Below are 18,783 nucleotides of genomic sequence, written 5' to 3'. Positions count from 1 at the left end.
GTCTTGCAGCCGGGGGCCAGATGTTATCTCGTTGCGACAGGGCGGGCGCGCGAGCCGCCCGCAGTCAGGACCGGGAACCATGACGACAGGCGAAATGCCGAAACCCACGACCAAGACCGAGCCGAACCCCGCCGCCGCCGCCCTGCAGCAAAGCCCGAAACAGGTCGGTCTGCGCCTGCACCGGCCGCCCCTGCTGACCAATATCTCGGCCGCGCGCTGGCTGCTGCTGGCCATCGTGGCGGCCTCGATCTACTTCTTCCACGGCTTCCTGGTGCCGGTGCTGGCGGCCATGGTGATCGCGCTGGCCAGCTGGCCCCTGCGCGAGCGCGCGGCCCACCAGCTGAACCTGGGCCGCACCGGCGCGGCCACGCTGCTGGTGCTGGTGCTGGTCTGCTTCCTGCTGATCCCCATCGCCATGGCGCTGATCTATGCCTTCCGCGAGCTGCGCGACTGGATCAACTGGGCGATCGTGGTCAACAGCTCGGGCGCGCCGACGCCGGGCTGGATGGTCGAGCTGCCGCAGGTCGGCGACTGGCTGGACGAGAACTGGCAGACCTATGTCGGCCGCCCCGGCGGCATCAGCGAGATCGTGCAGCTGGTCAGCGGCTCGAACATCGGCGCGATCTATCGCGGTGCGGTGACGGCGGGCACGCTGGCCTTCCATCTGGCGCTGACGCTGCTGTTCATGCTGATCACGCTGTTCGTGCTTTACCGCGACGGCGACAGGATCGTGGCGCAGATCGACCAGGTCGGCCGCCGCATCCTGCCCGACCGCTGGAGCCGGCTGTCGCGCGTGGTGCCCGCCACCATCAGCTCGACCGTGACCGGCATGACGCTGATCGCCATCGGCGAAGGGGTGATCCTGGGCATCGCCTATTGGCTGGCCGGCGTGCCCTCGCCGGTGACATTCGGCGTCATCACCGGCTTCATGGCGCTGATCCCCGGCGGCGCGCCGCTGTCCTTCACCCTGGTCTCGGCCTATCTGGTGGCCAGCGGCACGCCCTTTGCCGGGGCGGCGCTGTTCATCTGGGGCACCTGCGAGCTGTTCGTGGTGGACAAGACCATCCGCCCGGTCCTGGTCGGCGGTCCGGTCAAGCTGCCCTTCCTGCCGACCTTTTTCGGGTTGATCGGCGGGGTCAAGACCATGGGCATCGTCGGGCTGTTCGTCGGTCCGGTGCTGATGGCGCTGCTGGTCTCGATCTGGCGGGAATGGCAGCGCGAACTGTCGGAAGAGGAACAGCGGCAGGACAGCAAGCTCATCGGCCTGGAATGACCGCCGGCCCCCGGCATGAAAAAGGCGGGACGCAAGCCGCGTCCCGCCTTTCCATTTGCGCTGTTCGTCCCGCGGATCAGTCGGCCGGGGCCGGCGTCGGGGCGGGCGGCACCACCGGCTCTTCCTGCGGCGGGCTGGCCAGCGATTCCGGCAGCGGCGTCAGCGTCACCCCGGCGCTGGAGCCCAGGGGCTGGCCGGTGCGGTCGGTTTCGGCCGGCGCCGGGGTCTCGCCCGGTTGCAGCGCGCCTTCGGTCTGCGGCTCCTCCTCCGACTCGGGCTCGGTGGCGGCGGGCGGCGGCACCGGCACCGGATTGGCCCGGTCCGCGCCGTCATTGCGCAGGTAGTCGAAGAACTCGCCCTGGGGCTGGATCACCAGCGAGCTGTTCTCGCCCTTCAGCGCCCGCTCATAGGAGGTCATCGAGCGGGTGAAGGCAAAGAACTCGGGATCGCGGCCGAAAGCGTCGGCATAGATGGCGTTGCGGCGGGCATCCGCCTCGCCGCGCACCACCTCGGCCCGCTTGCGCGCTTCCGAGGTCAGCTCGACCACGGTGCGGTCGGCGGCGGCGCGGACGCGCTGCGCGGCCTCGCCACCGCGGGCGATCTCGTCGGCGGCTTCGCGCTCGCGCTCGGCGCGCATCCGGGCATAGGTCGCGGTCAGGTTCTGCTCGGGCAGGTCGGTGCGGGTCAGGCGCACGTCGATGACGCGGATGCCCAGGTCGCGGGCGTCGTCGCGGGCCAGGTCGCGGATGCGGTTCATCAGCGGCGTGCGGTCGTCCGACAGCACCGTGGTCGAGGGCACCGAGCCCAGCACCTGCCGGATCGCATTGGTCACGATCGGCTCAAGCCGGCGCTGCGCGAATTCGATGCCGCCCGAGCCCACCGCGCGGCGGAACTGCACCACGTCGGTGATCTGCCAGCGCGCGAAGGCATCGACCACCAGGCGGCGGTCGTCCAGCGGCGTGACCTCCATCGGCGGGGTCGGCAGGCCCAGGATGCGGGCATCATATTTCACCACGTTGTCGAGGAAGGGCACCTTGATGCCCAGGCCCGGCTCCTCGCGCACCTCGACCACCTCGCCGAAGCGCAGGACAAGCGCCTTTTCGCGCACGTCGACGATATAGAGCGCGGCGATGACCAGGACCGCCACCACGACCAGGAAGGGCAGCGCCAGAAGCGAGATTGCACGGTTCATCACTGGTTCCCCCCGCCGGTATTGGTGTTGCCGGAGCCCGAGGCCCCGCTGCGCAGCTGATCCAGCGGCAGATAGGGCACCACGCCCTGCCCGGCCTCGCCATCGAGGATGACCTTGTTCACCCCGCCCAGAACCTTCTCCATGGTTTCCAGATACATCCGGCGGCGCGTGACCTCCGGCGCCTTGACATATTCGTCATAGACCGAGTTGAAGCGCGCGGCCTCGCCCTCGGCGTTGTTCACCGCCTCGGCGCGATAGGCCTCGGCGCGTTCGATCACGGCGGCGGCCTCGCCTCGGGCGCTGGCCAGCACGCGGTTGGCATAGGCGTCGGCCTCTTTCTCCAGCCGGTCGCGTTCCTGCTGGGCGGCCTGCACCTCGCGGAAGCTGTCGATCACCTCGCGCGGCGGGTCGGCGCGGTCCAGGTTGACGCGCAGCACGTTGATCCCGGCCTCGTAGTCGTTCAGCGTGTTCTGCACCGCCAGCTTCAGGTCGTCGGCGATGGCGCCGCGGTCGCGGTTCAGGATCGGCGCCAGTTCCGAACGCGCCACGATGTCGCGCATGGCGGATTCCGAGACGGCGCGGATGGTGTCGTCGGGATCGGCCAGGTTGAACAGGAATTTCTCGGGGTCCGAGATGTTCCAGACCACCTGATAGGCCATGTCCACGATGTTCTGGTCGCGGGTCAGCATCAGCCCCGAATCCATCGGCCCGGCGCGGCCGGTGCCGATCTCCGTGGTCCGCTCGCCCGAGACCTGCACCACCTCGGCGGTGACGACGGGCCAGGGCGCGAAGTTCAGGCCCGGCTCGCCGGTGCCCACGGGCTTGCCGAACAGCAGCTCGACCGCGCGTTCCTCGGGCTTGACGGTGTAGAAGCTGGAAAAGGCCCAGACCGCCAGCACGGCCAGCGCCGCGATGCCCCAGGTGCCGCGGCTCATCTGGAATTGCGGGCCCTGCGGCCGGCGCGGGCCGCCGCCGCGGTTGCCACCGCCGCCGCCCTTGCCGCCCATCAGCACCCGCAGCCGGTCCTGGCCCTTGCGCACCAGTTCCTCGATCTCGGGGATCTGGTCGCCGCGGCGCGGACCCTGCGGCCGGTCGTCCCTGCCGCCGCCCGGACTGCCCCAGGGGGGCTGGCCGCCCCCTTGCGGCGGCTGCTTGCCGCCCTTGCCGTCATCTCCGCCGCCGCCCCAGGGGCCTTGTCCTGCCATACCTCTCGTGCCTCGCTTGATGTCTGTCTGGTTGAAACTGGTGCCTTCGGCCGGAAAATCAAGCCGATGCGGCGGGTTTGTCCATTTTTGCCGCCCCCACGCGGCGCGAAGGCTTGCGCATGGTCACAAGCTCTTCCGCCAGCGTCGGATGCACGGCGATGGCGGCGTCGAAATCGGCCTTGGTCGCGCCCATGCCCAGCGGAATCGCGATCATCTGGATCATCTCGCCCGCCTCGGGGCCGAAGATGTGGCAGCCCAGCACCTTGTCGGTCTCGCCGTCTACCACCAGCTTCATCACCGCCCGCGCATCCGAGCCGGCGAAAAGCGAGCGCATGGGCCTGAAGCTGGCGACATAGATGTCGGCGGGACCGCAGGCCTCGGCCTCTTCCTCGGTCAGGCCGATGGTCGCCACCTCATGCGGGCGGGTATAGACGGCGCTGGCCACCAGCCGGTGGTCGACCTTGCGCGGCCGGGCGCCGAAGACCGTGTCGGCAAAGCTGTGCCCTTCGCGGATCGCGACCGGGGTCAGGTTCACCCGGTCGGTCACGTCGCCCACGGCATAGATCGACGGCACCGAGCTTTGCGACCATTCGTCCACCGCGATCTCGCCCCTGCGGCCCAGCCGGACGCCGGCCTCCTCGAGCCCCAGCCCCTTGGTATAGGGCGCGCGGCCGGTGGCGAACATCACCGCGTCGAAGATCTCGCTGCCGCCGTCCTCGAAGGTGACGCGGACGCCCGCCCCCTCGCGGTCCAGCCGCGCCGGGTTGGTGCCCAGCCGCACGTCGACGCCGATGGCGCGCAGCTGCTCGGTGGCATGGCGGCGCATCTCGGCGTCGAAGCCGCGCAGCACCGCATCGCCGCGATAGGCCAGCACGGTGGCGCTGCCCAGGCCCTGCAGGATGGTGGCGAATTCGCAGGCGATGAAGCCGCCGCCCACCACCAGCACCCGGCCCGGCAGCCTGTCGAGCGTGAACAGGTCGTCCGAGATCAGCCCCAGTTCCTTGCCCGGAATGTCGGGGCGCTGCGGCCGGCCGCCGACCGCGATCAGGATATGCTTGGCGCTCAGGCGCTGGCCGTCGGCCAGCTCGACCGTATGCGCGTCGTGCAGCCGGGCGCGCTGCATGTGGACCTCGACCCCGGCATTCACCAGCCCCGAGGTATAGGCGCCCTCGAGCCGGTCGAGTTCGCGCAGGAGCTTGCCGTGGAACTCGGCCCAGTCGAAGCGGCCCTCGCCCGCGCCCTGCCAGCCGTAGCCGCGCGATTCGGCCGCCGCGGCGCCGGCTTGCGAGGCGAAGATCATCAGCTTCTTGGGGACGCAGCCGCGGATGACGCAGGTGCCGCCCATGCGGCTTTCCTCGGCCAGGCCGACGCGGGCGCCGTATTCGCTGGCCGCGATCCGCGCCGCGCGCACCCCGCCCGAGCCGCCGCCGATGACGAAAAGGTCGTAGTCGAATTTCATGCCATGTCCTCGCGCCGCAACTCCACCACCGACCCGTCCGGGCAGCCGATGATCGCCAGCTCGCAGATATTCAGGAACAGCCCGTGTTCAACCACCCCGGCGATCGCGGACAGCTCGGCCGCCAGCGCCTCGGCATCGGGGATCGATTCCAGCGCCAGGTCCAGCACCAGGTTGCCCTCGTCGGTGCGCAGGGGCGCATCGGCCCGCTTGCGCAGCAGGATCGGGCGCTGGGTCAGCTCCAGCCGGTCCAGCGCGCGCTGGATCAGCGTCCTGGTCGCCTGCCAGCCAAAGGGAATCACCTCGACCGGCAGGTGAAAGGCGCCCAGCCGGTCCACCACCTTGCCCTGGTCGGCGATGACCACCATGCGGTCCGAGGCGGTGGCGACGATCTTTTCGCGCAGATGCGCCGCGCCGCCGCCCTTGATCAGGTTCAGGTCCGGGTCCACCTCGTCGGCGCCGTCGATGGTCAGGTCCAGCCAGCCGATGGCGTCCAGGTCCTCGACCGTCAGCCCCAGCGCGGTCGCCAGCTCCGCCGTCGCCTTCGAGGTCGCGGCGCAGCGCAGCGCAAAGCCTTCCTCCTGCACCCGCTGCGCCAGGCGGCGCACGAAGATCGCCGCGGTCGAGCCGGTCCCCAGCCCCAGCCGCATCCCCGGCTCGACCAGCGCCACCGCGGCGCGGGCGGCGGCATCCTTGGAAAGATCGGTGACGGCGGGATCGGTCATGACGGGAATCCTTGGCTGAATGGCAGGCGGCACATGGCCGTCCTTATAAGCACAAGCCGCGCCATGGGCCACTACCGGCTGCGTCTTTTGGCCGCGACGAAACGCCTGACCGGCGGCGATTGCCTCGGGGCGGCGGCTGACCTACATCTGGCGGCCATGACGATACCCGCCACATATGCCGCCATCATCACCGCCGCGGGCCGCGGCACCCGCGCAGGCGAGGGCCTGCCCAAGCAATGGCGCGGCCTGGCCGGGCAAAGCGTGCTCGAGCGCAGCATCGCCGCCTTTTCCGGCTTCCCGCGCATCGTGGTGACGCTCGCGCCCGAGGACATGGCGCGCGGCCTCGCCGAGCTTGCCGGCCCGGTGGTGCTGGTCGCCGGCGGCGCGACGCGCAGCGACAGCGTGCGCGCGGCGCTGGAAAGCCTGGAAGGCAGCGGCGTGACCCATGTGCTGATCCATGACGGCGCCCGCCCGCTGGTGTCGCCCGGCGTGATCGACGGCGTGGTCGCGGCGCTTGCCGCCGGCGCGCCCGCCGCCGCCCCCGCCCTGCCCGTCACCGATGCGCTGTGGCGGGCCGCGGACGGCCGCGTCACCGGCACCGCCAGCCGCGAGGGGCTGTTTCGCGCCCAGACCCCGCAGGGCTTTGCGCTGGACGCCATCCTGGCCGCGCATCGCGCCCATCCCGAGGGCGCGGCGGACGACGTGGAGCTGGCGATCCGCGCCGGCCTGCCCGTCACCGTGACGCCGGGGGACGAGGACAACCTGAAACTGACCTGGCCCGAGGATTTCGCGCGGGCCGAGCGTATCCTGGGGGACGCGATGGACATCCGGCTTGGCAATGGTTTCGACGTGCATGCCTTCACCACAGGCGACCATGTCTGGCTGTGCGGGGTGAAGATCCCGCATGACAAGGCGCTGCTGGGCCATTCCGACGCCGACGTGGGGATGCACGCGCTGACCGACGCGATCTATGGCGCCTTGGCGCAGGGCGACATCGGCCGGCATTTCCCGCCCTCGGACCCGCAATGGAAGGGCGCGGAAAGCCATATCTTCCTGCGCCATGCCGCGATGCTGGCGCGGCAGATGGGCTATGAGATCTCGAACGCCGACGTGACGCTGATCTGCGAGCGGCCCAAGGTCGGGCCCCATGCCGGCGCCATGGCGCTGCGGCTGTCCGAGATCGTCGGGGTCGAGCCCGACCGGGTCAGCGTCAAGGCCACCACCTCGGAACGGCTGGGCTTCACCGGGCGCGAGGAAGGCATCGCCGCCATTGCCACCGTCACTTTGGTCAAGGGGTAATCATGGACAAGTTGATCGCGACATTCTTCGGCATCGGCCACCTGCGGCCGGCGCCCGGCACCTGGGGCTCGGCCGCCGCGGTGGTGCTGGGGGTCGCGGCCTATGAATGGCTGCACCCGATGCTGGTGCCGGCGGGTTTCGTGCTGGCGACCGTGCTGGGCTTCTGGGCGGTGCCGCGCGTACTGGCGCAAAGCGCCGACGGCGACCCGTCCTGGGTCGTCATCGACGAGGTGGCGGGGCAATGGCTGGCCATGAGCTTCACCGTGATCCCGCTGGCGCAGAAGGGTGTCTCGATCCTGGCGGCCTGGCCGGGCTTCGTCGCGCCATTCCTGCTGTTTCGGCTGTTCGACATCTGGAAACCCTGGCTGGTCGGGCGCGCGGACCGGCGCGGCGGCACGCTGGGCGTGATGGCGGACGACCTGTGGGCGGGGCTGTTCGCCGGCGTGGTCTCGGTCATCCTGGCCGGGCTTTACCATGCCGTGCTGGAGCCGATGCTGTGACCGACCCGGCCGAAGTCCTGGACCTGGCGCGCAGGCGCGGGGTGATGATCGCCACCGCCGAAAGCTGCACCGGCGGGCTGATCGCCGGGCGGCTGACCGACGTGCCGGGCTCGTCGGACGCGGTGGACCGGGGCTTTGTCACCTATTCCAACGCCGCCAAGGTCGAGATGCTGGGCATCCACCCCGAGACGCTGGAGGCCCACGGCGCGGTCAGCGAGGAAATCGCGGCCGAGATGGCCTCGGGCGCGCTGGCCCGTTCGCAGGCCGGCGTCGCTGTCGCCGTCACCGGCATCGCCGGCCCCGGCGGGTCCGAGCACAAGCCCGAGGGCCGGGTCTGCTTCGGCATCGCCGATGCCGGCGGCGTCAGCACCGAGACGGTGGATTTCGGCCCCCGCGGCCGCGCCGCGGTGCGCGCCGCCACCGTGGACCACGCGCTGGCTTTGCTGAAGGCCGCGCTGACCTAGGGGCGCGGCAATGCGGGGGCGAATGCCGGACGGTACACCCACACAGCAAGATCAGGTCGCGCCCGCCGGGCTGCCCAAGGCCAAGGCGACGCCACCCCCCGCCGGGCGGCGTCAGGCCAGGGCCTGCAAGGCGCCGGTCACGTCCTCGAGCCGCGTGTCCCAGCCGCAGACCAGCCGGACGCCGACCGGCTCGTCTTCCCCGGCCTTCTGGCTGTGCGGCCAGAGGTGATAGCAAAGGCCGCCGGCGCAGGCGCGGCGATGCAGATCGGCCGGGATGGTGGCAAAGACCGCATTCGATTCGACGCGCTGGTCGATGCGCACGCCGGGCAGCCGCGCCAGACCCAGCGCCAGCTCATGCGCCATGGCATTGGCGTGGCGCGCCAGTTGCAGCCACAGGTCGCCCTCGAGCCAGGCCAGCACCTGCGCCGCCAGATAGCGATGCTTCGAGACCAGCGCCCCGGCCCGCTTGCGGCGGAACTCGAACTCCTCGGATTTCGCGGGGTCGAAGATCAGCACCGCCTCGACCCCCATGCAGCCGTCCTTGGTGCCGCCCAGCGACAGGATGTCCACGCCCGCCCGCCAGGTCAGGTCGGCCGGCGCCACGTCCAGCCCGGCCAGCGCATTGGCAAAGCGCGCCCCGTCCATATGCAGCCCCAGCCCGGCATCGCGGGCGACGGCGGCAAGGGCATCGACCTCGTCCGGGGTGTAGACCGTGCCCCATTCGGTCGCGTTGGTCAGGGTCAGCGCGGCGTTCCGCCCGGCATGGACCGAATCGCGGCCATGGACCACCAGCGCTTCGGCCAGCGCCTCGGGGGTGATCTTGCCGCCGGCGCCGGGCACCGGGACAAGCTTGGCGCCGCCGGTCATGAACTCGGGCGCGCCGGTCTCGCTGGTCTGCACATGGGCGTCGGCATGGCAGAAGACCTTGCCCCAGCCCGGCGCCAGCAGCGACACGGACAGCGCATTGGCCGCGGTGCCCGAGGCCACGAAATGCACCGCCGCCTCGGGCGCGTCGAACAGTTCGCGCAGGCGGTCCTGGGCGGCGCGGGTGATGCTGTCCTGGCCGTAGGAGGGCACATGGCCCTCGTTCGCGGCGGCAAGCGCGGCCATGATGCGGGGATGCACGCCGCCCGCATTGTCCGAGGCGAAATTCATGAAAGATCCTCGATGATATGCTCGTCCCAGTCGTCCTCGGTCACGGAAAGCTCGCTGACGGTCCAGCCGCGCACCGAGGCGCCGGCGCGATGCACCGATTCGCGATCGCCCGAGATCAGATAGTGCCAGTCGTAAAGCGGCTTGCCCTCGGCGCGCAACCTGTAGGCGCAGGTCGAGGGCAGCCACCAGGCGATCTCCTTGAGCTTTTTGGGCGTCAGGACGACGCAATCGGGAACGAAATCATGGCGGTTGGCATAGCTGGAACATTGGCAGGTCTCGCCGTCCAGCAGCCGGCAGGCGACGCGGGTAAAGGCCAGCTCGCCCGTATCCTCATATTCGATCTTGTTGAGGCAGCACTTGCCGCAGCCGTCGCAAAGCGCCTCCCATTCCTCCTTGTCGAGGCGCGCCAGCGGCAGTTCCCAGAACCGTTCGCGCATCAGCGGGTCGCCAGGATCTCGCGCGCCTGGGCACTGTCGCGGTCCATCTGCGCGACCAGCGCGTCGAGCGTGTCGAACTTGGCCTCGGGGCGCAGATATTCGACCAGGGCGACCGACAGGTGCTGGCCATAGAGGTCGGCGGCGAAATCGAAGACATGCACTTCCAGGTTGGGCCGGTTCTCGCCGAACATCGGCCGCACGCCAAGGCTGGCCACGCCCTTGTAGCTGCCGCGGTCCGGCCCGGTCAGCACGTCGACCAGCACGGCATAGATGCCGAGCGCCGGCAGGTGCAGCCCCTCGACCGCCATGTTCGCGGTCGGATAGCCCAGGTCGCGGCCGCGCTTGTCGCCATGCAGCACTTCGCCGTCGATGCGGTGCCAATGGCCCAGCATGCGCTCGACGTCGCGGGTGCGGCCCTCGGTCAGCGCCTGGCGGATCGCGGTCGAGCTGTATTGCACCGCGCCATCGCCGATCAGCGGTGCCACGGTGACGCCGAAGCCCATCTCGCGGCCCAGCCGGGCCAGGGTCTGCGCATCGCCCGACCGCTTGCGGCCGAAGCAGAAGTCGGAGCCGACGGTGACATGGCGCACGCCCAGCCCCTCGACCAGCACCTCGCGCGCGAAGGCCTCGGGCGCAAGCCCGGCCAGCACCGCGTCGAAGGGCAGTTGGTAAAGATGGTCCACCCCCAGCCGCGCCAGCCGGTTCGCCCGCGATTCCACGTTCATCAGCCGGAAAGGCGGCGCGTCTGGGGCGAAGAACTCGCGCGGATGCGGCTCGAAGGTGATGACGCCGAGCGCCGCGTCGCAGGCGGCGCGCGCCGCGTCGATCACCGAGCGATGGCCCAGGTGGACGCCGTCGAAATTGCCCATGGCGACGGTGGCCCCGCGGGCATCGAGCGGCAGAGCTTTCCAGTCGTGATGGATGCGCAATCGGGCCCCCGGTGGGCCGGCGGCCGGCCCTGTCAGTCGAATTTGCGGCTTGGCGCCAGAACGACCGCCTCGCCTTTCAGGACGACCGTATCGCCGACGAGGCAGCGGGTTGCAAGGGTCACGCGGCGCTTTGCGTGGTCGATCGCCTCGACCGTGACCTCGGCGCGCACCATGTCGCCGGGCCGGACGGGGGCCATGAATTTCAATGTCTGGCCCAGGTAGACCGTGCCATGGCCGGGCAGCTGCTCGCCGATCACGGCCGAGATCAGCCCGGCGGTCAGCATGCCATGGGCGATGCGCCCCTCGAAGATGGTGTCCTGCGCATAGGCCTCGTCCAGATGCACCGGATTACGGTCGGTCGAGACCTGGGCGAACATCTCGATATCCTCGTCGGTCACTACCTTCTGCAGGTAGCGCATCATCCCGACCTCGAGATCCTCGATGACGATCGTGCCGCGCGGAAGGTTGTCCAGCATCATTCAATGCTCCCGATGAGTGGCTTCATGCTGCATAGCAGCAAAAGCATGGGCGCGCAACAAAATAACACGGGCACCATCCGAAAGGACGGATTGTTACCGAACCGTTCAGCGCAGCCGGCCGATGGCATAGGCCGGGTTCTGCGACCGCAGCGCCAGCCATTCCCCAAGCTGGGCCGGGTCGGGGTTTTCCACATCCGCGCCGAACTGGTCGAAGGCAAGGCCGCCGGTGATGAACAGCGCGTCCAGCCCCTCGCCCGTCGCGCCGGCGATATCAGTGGCGATGCCGTCGCCGATGGCCAGGATGCGGGCATCCTCGCCCAGCCCCAGCCGGCGGCGGGCAAGGTCATAGATCGGCGGATGCGGCTTGCCGAAATACAGCGAGGTGCCGCCCAGATCCTCGTAAAGCTCGGCCAGGGCGCCGGCGCAGTAAAGCCGCTTCTCGCCCAGGTCCACCACCACGTCCGGGTTGGCGCAAAGCAGCTTGAGCCCGCGTTCGCGCGCCAGCATCAGCCGGGCGCGGTAATCCTCGGGCACCTCGACCAGGTCGTCGAAAAGCCCGCAGCAGACGATGCCCTCGGCCTCGTCCAGCGCGACGCGGGAAATGGCCGGGGCATCGCGCCATTCCTCGGGGATGTCGGTGAAGAAGCCCTCGTCCTTGGGCTGGGCGATGGCCCAGACCCGGCGGCCGACGGCGCCGGCGAACATCGCGTCCTGCGCCGCATCGCCCGAGCTGACGATGGCGTCCCAGGCGTCGCGCGGCACGCCCATGGCGTCCAGCTGCGCCGCCACATAGCGGCGCGGGCGCGGCGCATTGGTCAGCAGCACCACCCGCCCGCCGCCGGCGCGAAAGCCCTGCAAGGCGGCGACCGCGGCCGGGAAGGCCGCGACGCCATTGTGCAGGCAGCCCCAGAGATCGCAGAACAGGACGTCGTAATTCGGTGCGATCTCGTCAAGCGAGCGGATGATCTGCGTCATGGAACTGCCCTTCGGTCAGACGGCCAGGGCCGGGATGATCTGCTTCTTGCGCGACATGACGCCGGGCAGCACCACGCTGTCGCCCGAAACCGTGGCGTTGAAGCTTTTCTCGGCGACCTGACGGACGAAATCGTTCGGCACCAGCAAGGTCGCTTCCTCGTTCAGGATGTCGACGATGAACAGCAGCACCTCGTCGGCGCCATCGGCGGCCGCAACGGCGGGCATGGCGGCCATCAGCGCCGCCTTGCGGTCCAGCAGCACCTGCGGCGCGGTCGTCTCCAGCACCGAGACGCGCAGCTGCTTGCCGCCCAGCTCGTATTCCTTGCTGTCCATACGCAGCAGGGCTTCCTCGGTAAAGGCCGACACGTCCGACTTGGCCGCGAACATCTCGGCCGCGTATTCGGGGATCGAGACGCCCAGATCCTTTGCCAGCTTCTCGGCCACGAAACGGTCGTGGGGCGTGGTGGTCGGGCTGCGGAACTCCAGCGTGTCCGACAGGATGCAGGTCAGCATCGCGCCCTTGATGGCGCGGGGCGCGCGGGCCAGATCCTCGTCGCCGATCAGGTCGTGCATGATCGTCGCGGTGCAGGCCAGCGGGCGGATGGTGATGTTGATCGGCAGGCGCGTGCGGATGCCGCCGGCCAGCAGGTGGTGGTCGATGATCTCGATCACATCGGCCTCGGCCAGCGAATCGGGCAGCTCGGCGGGGTTGTTGGTGTCCACCACCACGCATTGCTCGCCCGGCGCCACGTCGGCGATGATCTGGGGCTGGTCGAGGCCCCATTTCGCCAGCATCCAGGCGGCCTCGGTGTTCGGCTCGCCCTGAAGCACGGCCTGCGCGGGGGTCTTGCGCACCTCGGACAGATACCAGGCCCAGATGATGGGCGAGCCGGTCGAATCGGTGTCGGGGGCCTTGTGGCCGAAAACCTTGATCATGGGGATCCCCTGAAGCTTGGGCGGAAAATTCGCCGGGGTTATAGGGGCGCGGCCCGGCAATGTCTATCAACCCGGCGAGACGGCCGCATTCACCGCCAGCGCCAGCAGCACGGTGTTGTAGAAGAACGAGAAGGCCGAATGGAACAGCGTCACCCGCCGCATCCGCGTGCTCAGCGCCGTCACGTCCGCGGTCTGCGCCGCCATGCCCAGCGTGAAGCTGTAATAGAGGAAATCCCAGATCCCCGCATCCGCGTCCGGGGCCAGGCCCGGAAAGCCCAGGCCCCGCGCCTCGGTCCCGTCCGGGCCGGGCGCATACCACAGGCTGGCATAGTGGAAGGCCATGACGGTATGGATCATCGCCCAGCCCAGCGGCACCGAGGCCAGCGCCAGCACCGGGCGCAGCGCGATCCCGGCATGGGGGTCGCGGATCGTCAGCAGGATGGCGGCCAGGCTGATCGCCACCGCGCCGACGGCCAGCGGCACGATCAGGATCATCCCCTCGTCGTCGCGGTCGGCCTGGCCGCGCAGATCCTGCGCGCTGATGCCCCGCATCAGAAGCCCGGTCAGCAGCAGGTAGCCGGTGCAGAACAGCACGGAAAAGACCAGCAGCCGGTCCACCGGCTGCATGCGGTAAAGCGCCAGCCCCGCGGCAAGGCCAAGCGCAAAGCTCAGCAGGAAGCGCAGGTGCCTGCGCAGGTCTTGCAGCATCAGACCGGGGTCTGCTGGTGCTGCAGGATGCGCCAGTCGCCGGCGCGGCGGATCCAGGTCGTGGTGCAGAGCGCGCGATAGGTCTCGGCCCCGGCGCGGCGCGCGGTGGCGCGATAGGCCAGCACGCAAACCTCGTCGGTCTCGATGCTGGCGCGGTCGGCCATGGTCACTTCCTGCCAGCGCGGGGCGGATTGCAGCGCGGCGATCACCGCGGCGCGGTTCATGATGCCCCTGGGCTGAAAGGCCATCAGGCAGGAGCCGTCAAGCTTGCGCGCCGCCTCGGCCACCCCGGCCAGCCAGAATTCGCGTTCCTCGCGCCAAAGCTCATCCGCCATCGCCCGTCCCCTCCTCCAGCATGATCGGGCTGATGCTCCAGCCCCTTTCCTCCAGCAGCCGCAGCACGCCATGCTCTCCCGGCAGGTGCAGCGCGCCAAAGCCGATCACCACGCCCTTGCCCTGCCCGGCCGCCTCGGCCGCCGCCTGCTCAATCGGTTCGATCCAGCTTTCGTTCCGCCGGTCCATCAGCTTTTCCTGCGCCAGCCGCATCTGCTCGTCGACCGCGGCCCGGCTCAGGCCGGAATGGTCATAGGCGTCGAAACGGCCGAACTCCCAGATCAGCCAGCTGTCGCCGGCGAAATAGGTATCGGCCAGCGTCACCGCGTAATCGTCGGCATATTCGGCGGCGGGCATGGCGGCGCGGATCATGTCCTCTTCTTCCCTGGGGGTCATGTCCGCGAACAGGGTCAGGACCGTGTCCCAGGGCTCCAGCGCGCGAACCGGCACCCCGGCGGCCTGGGCGCGTTCCACCAGCAGGTGATCGAGCCCGCCGGGATCGCCCCTTTCCTCGATCAGCCGCATCATGCAGGGCGAGACCCCCAGCATGACCGCCACATACCAGGGCCGCAGCCGGCTGGCGATCACCGCCGGCAGGCCCCGCGCCTCCAGCGCGGCCGCAAGCGATTTCCACTCGGCATCGGTGAAGCGCTCGGGCAGGGTCGGCCCCTCGGGGTCGACCAGCAGGGACGGGTCCGCGGCCATGGCCTGGGTCAGCCGCGCCTCTTCCTCGGGGCCGGCCTCGACCATCAGCAGGGCGGCTTCGTCGAGCTCGGGGCCGAAGCGGTCCATGGCGAGGCCGTGGCGCGGATCGGCGAAGTGATAGGTGCCCAGCAGCGTCACCCGCCGCTCGCCCTTTTCGGCCCGCCAGAACAGGCCCTGGCGATAGGGCACGCCCTCGGCGGCCGCGTGCAGTTCGGCCAGCCGCGCGGGCGGCATGCGCTCGAACAGGTTCTGGCCCACGCAATCCTGCGCCGCCGCCGGCAAGGCCAGGGTCGCGGCGGCGAAAAGGGCGGTCAGGATCGGCTTGAGGCGCATGGGATCGGTTCCGGCATCGAGGATGGCGGCAGCATGGCACGGGCGCGCGCAGGGCGCCAGCCTAGCGCGGCAGGGGCAGCTCCTGCGGCGGGGGCGCCCCGGCCGCGACGGCGCGCCAGATGCGCTCGACCTGCGCGGCCTTGGCGGCCCAGGTGAAATCGCGCATGACGCGGGCCTGCCCCGCCGCCGCCATCGCGGGCAGCACCGCCGGATCGGCGGCGATGGCCTCCAGCCGCGCCCGCAGCCCCGCCACCAGATCGGCGCGGCGGCCCATCGGAATGCGGAAACCCGTCGCGTCGTCGACCAGCTCGCCCGGTCCCGCGTAATCGGCGATCACCGGCACCACGCCAAGCGCCATCGCCTCCAGCACCACGCCGCCGCCGAACTCGCGCACCGAGGGGAACACCAGAAGCTGCGCCTGCGCCGCGACGCCCTGCACCTCGGCATGCGGCAGCCAGCCGTGGAAACGCACTGCCTGCCCCACCGCTTCGCGCGCGACCAGGTCGCGCAGCGCCTCGGCCTGCGGGCCGTCGCCGACGATGTCCAGCACCATCCGGCCGTCGCGCAGCAAGGGCAGCGCCGCCTCGATCGCCATGTCGGCGCCCTTGTAGGGCACCAGCCGGCCGATGAAGCAGCCGCGCAGCGGCAATGTGCCGGGCTGCGGCGCGGTCAGGCTGAAGCGCGAGGGCTCGATGGCGTTTTCCGGCAGCCAGACGGTCTTGGCCCGGTAGCGCGCCGGGATCTCGCCCAGCGTGTGCAGCGAGCCGCAGAGGATGGCCGAGGCATGGCGCAGCATCGCGCCGCGGCCCGGCAGCGCCTTGTAGGCGCCGCGGACATAGGACAGCCATTCCCTTTCCCGCCGCCGCTCGCTGTCGAACCCCCTGGGCCAGGGCACGCCGCCGTTCAGCGGCCCCAGGACGAAGGGCACGCCCGCGCGGGCGCAAAGCGGCGCGATGCGGCTGTTCGCCGTCGGCGTCAGCGGCGTCACCCGATGCACGACATCGTATTGCCCGGCGCGGATCGCCGGGCCGAAGGCGCGCCAGACCAGCCGCTCGAAATAGCCGTAGCCCAGGGTCGAGACCGCGGTCTTCATCGTCCAGCCCACGCCCTTGCCCATGCTCAGCCGCTCGGCCAGCCGCCACATCGGCGCGGCCAGCTTTTCGCTGTCGATGGCGGTGAAATCGCGCCCCTCGACCAGGCCGGCGCGCAGGATCGCCTCGCGGTTGCGGACCTGGGTGACGATATGCACATCGGCCACCCCGCGCAGCGCATGGGCCAGCGACCAGCCGACCAGCGGCACCGAGACCCATTCCGGGTTCGCCGCCTCGGCGATGACAAGGGCCTTCAGACGCCGTTCCACCATAAGCTCCGCCCCCGCTGCTTTCCCTTCGGCCTAGCCGCGCCGCGGAAAGCCCGTCAAGCGGATTTCATGGCCGATTTCGCGATTGCAGACCGTTGACAGGCCGCGGGCAGGCGCCTAGATGGTTCGCCATTGGCACTCACCCGATCCGAGTGCCAACAGCTGCAACACTGCAACCTGAAACACCGGAGTGTTCTACAATGGCTTTCAAACCGCTGCACGACCGCGTTCTGGTCCGTCGCGTCCAGTCGGACGAGAAAACCAAGGGCGGGCTGATCATCCCCGACAGCGCCAAGGAAAAACCCGCCGAGGGCGAGATCATCGCCGTGGGCGAAGGCGCGCGCAAGGATTCGGGCGAGCTGATCGCGCCCGCGGTCAAGCCCGGCGACCGGGTGCTGTTCGGCAAATGGTCGGGCACCGAGGTCTCGGTCGATGGCGAAGAACTGCTGATCATGAAGGAAAGCGACATCCTGGGCATCATCGCCTGATCGTCCCCTTCCGATAACCCATTCAAGGAGCAGAACAGATGGCTGCGAAAGAAGTTAAGTTCAACAGCGACGCGCGTGACCGGATGCTGAAGGGCGTGAACATCCTTGCGGATGCGGTCAAGGTGACGCTGGGCCCGAAGGGGCGCAACGTGGTGATCGACAAGTCCTTCGGCGCGCCGCGCATCACCAAGGACGGCGTTTCGGTCGCCAAGGAGATCGAGCTTTCCGACAAGTTCGAGAACATGGGCGCGCAGATGGTGCGCGAAGTGGCCTCGCGCACCAATGACGAGGCCGGCGACGGCACCACCACCGCCACCGTTCTGGCCCAGGCCATCGTGCGCGAGGGCCTCAAGGCCGTGGCCGCCGGCATGAACCCGATGGACCTCAAGCGCGGCATCGACATGGCCACCGCCAAGGTCGTGGAAGCCATCAAATCCGCCGCCCGCCCGGTCAACGACAGCTCGGAAGTGGCGCAGGTCGGCACCATCTCGGCCAATGGCGAGGCCTTCATCGGCCAGCAGATCGCCGAGGCGATGCAGCGCGTCGGCAACGAGGGCGTGATCACCGTCGAAGAGAACAAGGGCATGGAGACCGAGGTCGAGGTCGTCGAGGGGATGCAGTTCGACCGCGGCTATCTCTCGCCCTATTTCGTCACCAACGCCGACAAGATGATCGCCGAGCTGGAGGATGCCTATATCCTGCTGCACGAGAAGAAGCTGTCGTCGCTGCAGCCGATGGTGCCGCTGCTCGAGGCCGTGATCCAGTCGCAAAAGCCGCTCCTGATCGTGGCCGAGGACGTCGAGGGCGAGGCCCTGGCGACGCTGGTCGTGAACAAGCTGCGCGGCGGGCTCAAGATCGCCGCGGTGAAGGCGCCGGGCTTCGGCGACCGCCGCAAGGCCATGCTGCAGGACATCGCCATCCTGACCGGCGGCCAGGTGATCTCGGAAGACCTGGGCATGAAGCTGGAGAATGTCACCATCGACATGCTGGGCCGGGCCAAGAAGATCTCGATCAACAAGGACAACACCACCATCGTCGACGGCGCCGGCGAGAAGGCCGAGATCGAGGCGCGCGTCGCCCAGATCCGCCAGCAGATCGAGGAGACCACCTCGGACTACGACCGCGAGAAGCTGCAGGAGCGCGTGGCCAAGCTGGCCGGCGGCGTGGCGGTGATCCGCGTCGGCGGCATGACCGAGATCGAGGTCAAGGAGCGCAAGGACCGCGTGGACGACGCGCTGAACGCGACCCGCGCCGCGGTGCAGGAAGGCATCGTGGTCGGCGGCGGCGTGGCGCTGGTGCAGGGGGCCAAGGCGCTGGAAGGGCTGGCCGGTGCGAACTCGGACCAGGAAGCCGGCATCGCCATCATCCGCCGTGCGCTGGAGGCGCCGATGCGCCAGATCGCCGAGAACGCCGGCGTGGACGGCGCGGTGGTTGCCGGCAAGGTGCGCGAATCCTCGGACAAGGCCTTCGGCTTCAACGCGCAGACCGAGGAATATGGCGACATGTTCAAGTTCGGCGTGATCGACCCGGCCAAGGTGGTGCGCACCGCGCTGGAGGATGCGGCCTCGGTCGCCGGCCTGCTGATCACCACCGAGGCGATGATCGCCGAGAAGCCCGAGCCCAAGGCCCCCGCCGGCGGCATGCCCGACATGGGCGGCATGGGCGGCATGATGTAAGCTGCCCGAAGCGGCGAAAGACCGGGCCGCCCCGCAGGGGGCGGCCTTTTTCGCGGGCGGACCGCGCCAGAACAAGGGCCTTGCCGCGCACCGGGGCCGCTCTGGGCCGCACCGGGCCGCACCGGGCCGCACCGGGGCCGCACCGGGCCGGGCTG

20 protein-coding genes are annotated in these 18,783 nt (G+C 69.8%); 6 read left to right on the top strand and 14 right to left on the bottom strand.

Features of this window, described 5'->3' with window-relative positions:
• Positions 1–79 precede the first annotated feature (79 nt).
• Positions 80–1,273: an AI-2E family transporter gene (locus tag E3U25_RS13600; RefSeq protein WP_116222767.1), complete on the top strand. Its 1,194-nt coding sequence runs from the start codon at positions 80–82 to the stop codon at positions 1,271–1,273.
• A 76-nt stretch (positions 1,274–1,349) separates the two neighbouring features.
• Here E3U25_RS13600 and hflC read toward each other — a convergent pair whose 3' ends face one another.
• Genes hflC through rpiA form a run of 4 tightly spaced genes read right to left on the bottom strand, consistent with a single transcriptional unit; the run spans position 1,350 to position 5,860 of the window.
• Positions 1,350–2,465, bottom strand: coding sequence for a protease modulator HflC (hflC, locus tag E3U25_RS13595; protein WP_116222766.1), 1,116 nt, complete (start codon positions 2,463–2,465; stop codon positions 1,350–1,352).
• Complete coding sequence (gene hflK / locus E3U25_RS13590; protein ID WP_036758471.1) at positions 2,465–3,670, bottom strand: FtsH protease activity modulator HflK; 1,206 nt, start codon at positions 3,668–3,670, stop codon at positions 2,465–2,467. Before hflK ends, hflC begins: the two co-directional genes overlap by 1 nt.
• Before the next feature lie 58 nt (positions 3,671–3,728).
• Positions 3,729–5,129: a glutathione-disulfide reductase gene (gene gorA / locus E3U25_RS13585; protein WP_116222765.1), complete on the bottom strand. Its 1,401-nt coding sequence runs from the start codon at positions 5,127–5,129 to the stop codon at positions 3,729–3,731.
• Positions 5,126–5,860 (bottom strand): ribose-5-phosphate isomerase RpiA, encoded by a 735-nt coding sequence (rpiA, locus tag E3U25_RS13580; protein ID WP_370362688.1) that lies wholly within the window; start codon positions 5,858–5,860, stop codon positions 5,126–5,128. Before rpiA ends, gorA begins: the two co-directional genes overlap by 4 nt.
• Before the next feature lie 147 nt (positions 5,861–6,007).
• Here rpiA and E3U25_RS13575 point away from each other — a divergent pair, with 147 nt between their 5' ends.
• Genes E3U25_RS13575 through E3U25_RS13565 form a run of 3 tightly spaced genes read left to right on the top strand, consistent with a single transcriptional unit; the run spans position 6,008 to position 8,114 of the window.
• On the top strand, positions 6,008–7,150 hold the full coding sequence (locus tag E3U25_RS13575; RefSeq protein ID WP_116222863.1) for a bifunctional 2-C-methyl-D-erythritol 4-phosphate cytidylyltransferase/2-C-methyl-D-erythritol 2,4-cyclodiphosphate synthase: 1,143 nt from the start codon (positions 6,008–6,010) through the stop codon (positions 7,148–7,150).
• A 2-nt stretch (positions 7,151–7,152) separates the two neighbouring features.
• Positions 7,153–7,650 (top strand): phosphatidylglycerophosphatase A family protein, encoded by a 498-nt coding sequence (locus E3U25_RS13570; protein ID WP_036758463.1) that lies wholly within the window; start codon positions 7,153–7,155, stop codon positions 7,648–7,650.
• Complete coding sequence (locus E3U25_RS13565) at positions 7,647–8,114, top strand: CinA family protein (RefSeq protein WP_116222764.1); 468 nt, start codon at positions 7,647–7,649, stop codon at positions 8,112–8,114. The genes E3U25_RS13570 and E3U25_RS13565 overlap by 4 nt, the downstream gene beginning before the upstream one ends.
• A 111-nt stretch (positions 8,115–8,225) precedes the next feature.
• On the opposite strand, the gene E3U25_RS13560 is transcribed toward E3U25_RS13565, so the two are convergent.
• The 10 genes from E3U25_RS13560 to E3U25_RS13515 all read right to left on the bottom strand — a co-directional run bounded on the left by E3U25_RS13560 (position 8,226) and on the right by E3U25_RS13515 (position 16,467).
• Positions 8,226–9,269, bottom strand: coding sequence for a threonine aldolase family protein (locus E3U25_RS13560; protein WP_116222763.1), 1,044 nt, complete (start codon positions 9,267–9,269; stop codon positions 8,226–8,228).
• Positions 9,266–9,706, bottom strand: a complete 441-nt coding sequence (locus E3U25_RS13555; protein ID WP_036758454.1) for a YcgN family cysteine cluster protein — start codon at positions 9,704–9,706, stop codon at positions 9,266–9,268. Before E3U25_RS13555 ends, E3U25_RS13560 begins: the two co-directional genes overlap by 4 nt.
• Positions 9,706–10,635: a bifunctional riboflavin kinase/FAD synthetase gene (locus tag E3U25_RS13550; RefSeq protein WP_116222762.1), complete on the bottom strand. Its 930-nt coding sequence runs from the start codon at positions 10,633–10,635 to the stop codon at positions 9,706–9,708. The genes E3U25_RS13555 and E3U25_RS13550 overlap by 1 nt, the downstream gene beginning before the upstream one ends.
• A 32-nt stretch (positions 10,636–10,667) precedes the next feature.
• Complete coding sequence (locus E3U25_RS13545) at positions 10,668–11,111, bottom strand: MaoC family dehydratase (protein WP_036758533.1); 444 nt, start codon at positions 11,109–11,111, stop codon at positions 10,668–10,670.
• Positions 11,112–11,219: 108 nt separating this feature from the next.
• Complete coding sequence (locus E3U25_RS13540; protein WP_116222761.1) at positions 11,220–12,089, bottom strand: TIGR01459 family HAD-type hydrolase; 870 nt, start codon at positions 12,087–12,089, stop codon at positions 11,220–11,222.
• 15 nt (positions 12,090–12,104) lie between these two features.
• Positions 12,105–13,025: a manganese-dependent inorganic pyrophosphatase gene (locus E3U25_RS13535; protein ID WP_036758444.1), complete on the bottom strand. Its 921-nt coding sequence runs from the start codon at positions 13,023–13,025 to the stop codon at positions 12,105–12,107.
• 66 nt (positions 13,026–13,091) lie between these two features.
• Positions 13,092–13,733: a DUF1345 domain-containing protein gene (locus tag E3U25_RS13530; protein ID WP_116222760.1), complete on the bottom strand. Its 642-nt coding sequence runs from the start codon at positions 13,731–13,733 to the stop codon at positions 13,092–13,094.
• Positions 13,733–14,068 carry a DUF4440 domain-containing protein gene (locus tag E3U25_RS13525; RefSeq protein ID WP_036758438.1) on the bottom strand — a complete coding sequence of 112 codons (336 nt, stop codon included), beginning with the start codon at positions 14,066–14,068 and terminating at the stop codon, positions 13,733–13,735. Before E3U25_RS13525 ends, E3U25_RS13530 begins: the two co-directional genes overlap by 1 nt.
• Positions 14,058–15,104: a TraB/GumN family protein gene (locus E3U25_RS13520; protein ID WP_116222759.1), complete on the bottom strand. Its 1,047-nt coding sequence runs from the start codon at positions 15,102–15,104 to the stop codon at positions 14,058–14,060. The genes E3U25_RS13525 and E3U25_RS13520 overlap by 11 nt, the downstream gene beginning before the upstream one ends.
• 61 nt (positions 15,105–15,165) lie before the next feature.
• Positions 15,166–16,467 (bottom strand): glycosyltransferase family 4 protein, encoded by a 1,302-nt coding sequence (locus tag E3U25_RS13515; protein WP_072463616.1) that lies wholly within the window; start codon positions 16,465–16,467, stop codon positions 15,166–15,168.
• A gap of 197 nt (positions 16,468–16,664) precedes the next feature.
• Between E3U25_RS13515 and E3U25_RS13510 the strand changes: the two genes are divergently transcribed.
• Entirely contained in the window at positions 16,665–16,952 is a 288-nt protein-coding gene (locus E3U25_RS13510) for a co-chaperone GroES (protein ID WP_116222758.1), read from the top strand.
• A gap of 38 nt (positions 16,953–16,990) precedes the next feature.
• Positions 16,991–18,628, top strand: a complete 1,638-nt coding sequence (groL, locus tag E3U25_RS13505) for a chaperonin GroEL (RefSeq protein WP_036761420.1) — start codon at positions 16,991–16,993, stop codon at positions 18,626–18,628.
• Positions 18,629–18,783: the final 155 nt, after the last annotated feature.

This window comes from Paracoccus versutus (assembly GCF_029909795.1).
GTDB classification, from domain to species: domain Bacteria; phylum Pseudomonadota; class Alphaproteobacteria; order Rhodobacterales; family Rhodobacteraceae; genus Paracoccus; species Paracoccus versutus.
Note: the sequence above shows the minus strand (reverse complement) of the source record. Positions and strands in the feature narration are given on the sequence as shown.

Coding starts and splice junctions, on each gene's coding strand:
- E3U25_RS13600 (WP_116222767.1), top strand. CDS start 80: ATGACGACAGGCGAAATGCCGAAACCCACGACCAAGACCGAGCCGAAC.
- hflC (WP_116222766.1), bottom strand. CDS start 2,465: ATGAACCGTGCAATCTCGCTTCTGGCGCTGCCCTTCCTGGTCGTGGTG.
- hflK (WP_036758471.1), bottom strand. CDS start 3,670: ATGGCAGGACAAGGCCCCTGGGGCGGCGGCGGAGATGACGGCAAGGGC.
- gorA (WP_116222765.1), bottom strand. CDS start 5,129: ATGAAATTCGACTACGACCTTTTCGTCATCGGCGGCGGCTCGGGCGGG.
- E3U25_RS13575 (WP_116222863.1), top strand. CDS start 6,008: ATGACGATACCCGCCACATATGCCGCCATCATCACCGCCGCGGGCCGC.
- E3U25_RS13570 (WP_036758463.1), top strand. CDS start 7,153: ATGGACAAGTTGATCGCGACATTCTTCGGCATCGGCCACCTGCGGCCG.
- E3U25_RS13560 (WP_116222763.1), bottom strand. CDS start 9,269: ATGAATTTCGCCTCGGACAATGCGGGCGGCGTGCATCCCCGCATCATG.
- E3U25_RS13555 (WP_036758454.1), bottom strand. CDS start 9,706: ATGCGCGAACGGTTCTGGGAACTGCCGCTGGCGCGCCTCGACAAGGAG.
- E3U25_RS13545 (WP_036758533.1), bottom strand. CDS start 11,111: ATGCTGGACAACCTTCCGCGCGGCACGATCGTCATCGAGGATCTCGAG.
- E3U25_RS13540 (WP_116222761.1), bottom strand. CDS start 12,089: ATGACGCAGATCATCCGCTCGCTTGACGAGATCGCACCGAATTACGAC.
- E3U25_RS13535 (WP_036758444.1), bottom strand. CDS start 13,025: ATGATCAAGGTTTTCGGCCACAAGGCCCCCGACACCGATTCGACCGGC.
- E3U25_RS13530 (WP_116222760.1), bottom strand. CDS start 13,733: ATGCTGCAAGACCTGCGCAGGCACCTGCGCTTCCTGCTGAGCTTTGCG.
- E3U25_RS13525 (WP_036758438.1), bottom strand. CDS start 14,068: ATGGCGGATGAGCTTTGGCGCGAGGAACGCGAATTCTGGCTGGCCGGG.
- E3U25_RS13520 (WP_116222759.1), bottom strand. CDS start 15,104: ATGCGCCTCAAGCCGATCCTGACCGCCCTTTTCGCCGCCGCGACCCTG.
- E3U25_RS13515 (WP_072463616.1), bottom strand. CDS start 16,467: ATGGTGGAACGGCGTCTGAAGGCCCTTGTCATCGCCGAGGCGGCGAAC.
- E3U25_RS13510 (WP_116222758.1), top strand. CDS start 16,665: ATGGCTTTCAAACCGCTGCACGACCGCGTTCTGGTCCGTCGCGTCCAG.
- groL (WP_036761420.1), top strand. CDS start 16,991: ATGGCTGCGAAAGAAGTTAAGTTCAACAGCGACGCGCGTGACCGGATG.